Raw genomic sequence first — 3,370 nt, 5'->3', positions numbered from 1 at the left:
GGGGCATTATTCCGATGTCCGGATTATGCCGATGTTGACGGTGGAGCCCTTGTCTTTGCTGGCCTCCGGGTGGATGTTATCGGCATAATCACAGGGCTTCGAGGAAGACCATCAAGGCATCGCCCGGCTCGTAGCGACCCGGTAGGACACCGATGGGGCGGACGCGTTCGAGTGCTTTCTCCTTCATGGCGAGGTCGGCGTGGAGATAGATCTGGGTGGTCTCGGGAGATTCGTGGCCAAGCCAGAGGGCGATGACGGTCGTATCAATCCCGGCATGTAGCAGTCGCATCGCGGCCGTATGGCGCAACACATGCGGGGTGATGGTCTTCGTTTTCAACGTCGGCGCGGTGCCGGTCGCGGCTGCAACATGGACGCTCAAACGTTGGGCCACGGCGTCGGTGCTCATCCGAGTGCCGTCCCGGGTCGGGAAGAGAACATCGGTGCTCGCCGGGGAGTGTTCGGCTTTCCAAACGGTCATCGCCGCGACGTCTTCGCGGCTGAGCGGGGTCGCGCGGTCTTTGCGTCCTTTGCCGTGGCAGACCAGATGCGCCCCGGTGCCCAGGTGAACATCTCCCCAGGTCAGAGCAGTCAGTTCGCTGACACGCATGCCGGTGCTGATCGCGATGAGGATCAACAGCCGATCGCGCCGCCCGGTGCGTTTGGAGCAATCGACCGCGTTCAGTAGCGCGGTCGTTTCGTCCTCGGAGAGGTAGCTGATATCGGTGCGGGAGTGCCGTTTGACCGGGATCGCCAGCACACGACCGAGGGACTCGGCGTGCTCGGGATGCTGCAGCGCGGCGTAGGAGAAGAACGAGTGCAACGCGGCCAGGCGTGCGTTGCGGGTGCGGATGCCATTGCTGCGGTCCTGTTCCAGGTAGCCCAAGAAGCCGCTGATCGTGGCGCTGTCCAGCACCTGGAGATCAACGGTCTCGGGGCGGTGGCCTCCGGTCGCCAGCAGCCAGGCCAGCAGTAACCGCCAGGTATCGCGGTAAGCGGCGATGGTGTGGCTGCTGGCGCCCAACGAATGGGCCAAATGGGCGGTGAAGTATTTCTCCAATGTCGGAGCCAGAGCGCTCACGATGACACCCTCACTGCGTCGCCCACGGGAGAGCGGCGCTCGGCGGCTGAGGTCAGCAGATGCGGATCTGCCTGCAAATACCAATACGTGCTCCCCGGCGACGCATGCCCCAGGTAGGTCGACAGAATCGGCAGCACCTCGGCCGCGTTGCGGTCGTGGCGGTAGGCATCGAGCATTGTGGAGACCGCGAAGGTATGGCGAAGGTCATGCAGGCGCGGCCGGCACCGGCTCGAGCGCGGCAGGATCCCGGCCTTCCCCACCAGCCGGTGGAAGACGAAAGCGACGTTCTTATAAATCAGCCGGGTGCCCGCCAATGATACGAACAGCGCATCGGAGGGCACCTGCCCCAGGATCTCGTCGCGCAGTCGGGCATAGTCGCCCAGGGCCGCGACCGTGGTCGGGTGCAGGGGAACAAGACGGGTCTTGCCGAACTTGGTGTCCGCAACCGTCAAGACCCCGTCGGCAAGATCCGCGCGGTCCGCCCGGATGGCTTCCCCCACCCGCAGGCCCGCGGCCGCCAGCAACCCGATCAGGGTGCGGTAAGTGGCCGCGACCAGCGGCGTGCGGATCTCGGACGCCGCCGCCATGACCGCATTGATCTCTGCCGGTGAATACACGAACGCCACCAGCCGCTCACCCGGTGCCGGCAGCAGACCAGCGGGCGGGACCTCGATCGTGGAATCGAACAGGTGCGCCCACCGCGCGAAGCTGCGCAACACCCCGAGCCGTGAGGCATGCCAGTTCGGTGACCTGTTCGGCAGGATCGCCCAGTCCACCATGACCTCGACTGTGATCACCGTGATGTTCTTCTGTTGCAGATACTGGTGGAACTGAGTGAGGAACAGTGCGTTTTTCTCGAGTTTGAACCCCAACGAGCGGCGTAGCCGAAGGTAGTCATCGATGAGCCGTGCCATGTCGCTCATGACAAAACCGCTGTCAGGACCGAGTCCGATCCAGGCCAGGGCCGGGCAATGCTGCCCAGGCGCACCAGGTCGACTTTCGCGTAGATCGTTGTCGAGGCCAGGCCCCGGTGGCGCAGCAACTGTCCCACCTCCTCCAGCGATGCGCCCGCGTTGATCGTTGCGGTGGCAACGGTGTGGCGCAGCCGGTGTGCACCGACTGCTCCCAACCCTGCCCGCCGCGCCGCCTGCTGGACGATGCCCTGAATCCCCGCGACACTCAACGCGGTGAACGGGGCCCGGCAGCGGAAGAACACCGCCCGCCCCGCTGCCGTGGCCGGTCGGCCGCCCCGCAGATGCTCCGCCAACGCCTGCCCGACATCCGTCGGTAGCGGCATCAGATCGATCTGGCCGCCCTTGCCCCGGACCCGGATCGTCCCGGCTCGCCAATCAAGATCCTCCAGCTCCAGCCGAGCAACATCCGCCGCCCGTAACGCCAAACGAGACAGCACCGCCAGGACCGCCCGATCTCGGCGCCGCACCACCGAATCCCCGCTCGTGGCCGCGACCATCATCGCGACCTGCTCCGCCGTCACCCCGCGCGGCAGACTCGCGTCGCGATAGCCGGCCCGGCCCGGCACCACCGAATCCAACCGGTCGGCCACCACCCCGCTGCTGAACAGGTAACGCAGCAACGACCGCAGCGCCGAAATCGTCAACTTTCCTGTGCCCGTCGGCAACTGCGGAATCGTCGCGGCCACGAACTGCGCCACAACCACAGCATCCACTGTGTCCCACTCCAACACCGACCCGCGCAGCCGCGAGGCCACGAATGGTTCCGCTAACGCGCGGTAATACTTCACCGTTGACGGCACCAACGCTCGCTCGCTGAGAAGGAAAATACCCCACCGATCCAGCAGAGCATCGACCGCACCGACCGCAACATGCTCCGGTTCCGGCGCTGACGGGACCGCACCGATCGACCGCAGAAAAGAGATCACCGGAGCCAACGTCGCCAGTGAGGACAAATCGACATGAGAAGCTATCCGCGCCACGAGAAACCGGTTGATCGCCGCCGCATTCAGCCGCGCCGGCAGCAGTGTCTCAGCGTCGCACCATCGGCTCAGATGGGCGAACAACCGCACCCGCAACTCAATCGAGGTCGACGCATACCCGGCCGCGGCCAGATACCCAGCGAAGCCCGCCGCCCACTCCTCCAACGGTCCTGAAACTGGAACTTTCATCACAACAACGGCCACTGCGTCCACCTTCGCTCAACGAAGGACCAGCGTGCACCCGCGGCGTGATTATGCCGATAACATCCACCCGGAGGCCAGCAAAGACAAGGGCTCCACCGTCAACATCGGCATAATCCGGACATCGGAATAATGCC

The 3,370-nt window shown here is 65.0% G+C and carries 3 protein-coding genes; all 3 read right to left on the bottom strand.

The features are described from left to right. Positions 1-88 precede the first annotated feature (88 nt). From ABIB15_RS15235 to ABIB15_RS15225, 3 genes are read right to left on the bottom strand one after another with little or no spacing between them, the layout of a single operon-like run. Positions 89-1,078 carry a tyrosine-type recombinase/integrase gene (locus tag ABIB15_RS15235; RefSeq protein ID WP_354480492.1) on the bottom strand — a complete coding sequence of 330 codons (990 nt, stop codon included), beginning with the start codon at positions 1,076-1,078 and terminating at the stop codon, positions 89-91. Beyond that, entirely contained in the window at positions 1,075-2,001 is a 927-nt protein-coding gene (locus ABIB15_RS15230; RefSeq protein ID WP_354480489.1) for a tyrosine-type recombinase/integrase, read from the bottom strand. The genes ABIB15_RS15235 and ABIB15_RS15230 overlap by 4 nt, the downstream gene beginning before the upstream one ends. Then, on the bottom strand, positions 1,998-3,236 hold the full coding sequence (locus ABIB15_RS15225; protein WP_354480486.1) for a tyrosine-type recombinase/integrase: 1,239 nt from the start codon (positions 3,234-3,236) through the stop codon (positions 1,998-2,000). Before ABIB15_RS15225 ends, ABIB15_RS15230 begins: the two co-directional genes overlap by 4 nt. Positions 3,237-3,370: the final 134 nt, after the last annotated feature.

Origin of the sequence: Marisediminicola sp. UYEF4 (assembly GCF_040546025.1) — a bacterium.
Classification (GTDB): Bacteria; Actinomycetota; Actinomycetes; order Actinomycetales; family Microbacteriaceae; genus Marisediminicola.
This window is presented reverse-complemented; position numbering and strand designations above follow the sequence as displayed.

Coding starts and splice junctions, on each gene's coding strand:
- ABIB15_RS15230 (WP_354480489.1), bottom strand. CDS start 2,001: ATGAGCGACATGGCACGGCTCATCGATGACTACCTTCGGCTACGCCGC.